General features: G+C 80.5%; 1 protein-coding gene. It reads right to left on the bottom strand.

Annotated elements, in window-relative coordinates; genetic code table 11:
* Positions 1 to 113: 113 nt before the first annotated feature.
* Positions 114 to 251, bottom strand: a 138-nt coding sequence (locus tag KVS67_RS14220; RefSeq protein WP_254629376.1) for a DUF5703 family protein, incomplete at its 5' end; no start/stop codon positions are given.

Here is a 251-nt window from a genome sequence, read left to right as displayed (position 1 = left end):
CCGCGTGCCGGCGCGCGGGTGCGCCTGCCGGGTCCGCGGGCGGATGCTGGCGCCGCGCTGACCCGGGCCGCGGGGGGCGACGACGGCCGGGGCGGCGTCGTCGGGCCCGCGCCTCAGAGGGTCTGCAGGGTCGAGGCCACGCGCTTCACGCGGCGGCGCATCCAGTAGCGGCGCGCCCCGTCACGGTAGGGTACGGAGCGCCGCAGCTCCCATTGGCCGTACTCCGCGTGCTTCCCGAGGCGCCGCCGGGG

The organism is Micrococcus sp. GbtcB5, assembly GCF_019091605.1.
GTDB lineage: Bacteria > Actinomycetota > Actinomycetes > Actinomycetales > Micrococcaceae > Micrococcus > Micrococcus luteus.
Note: the sequence above shows the minus strand (reverse complement) of the source record. Positions and strands in the feature narration are given on the sequence as shown.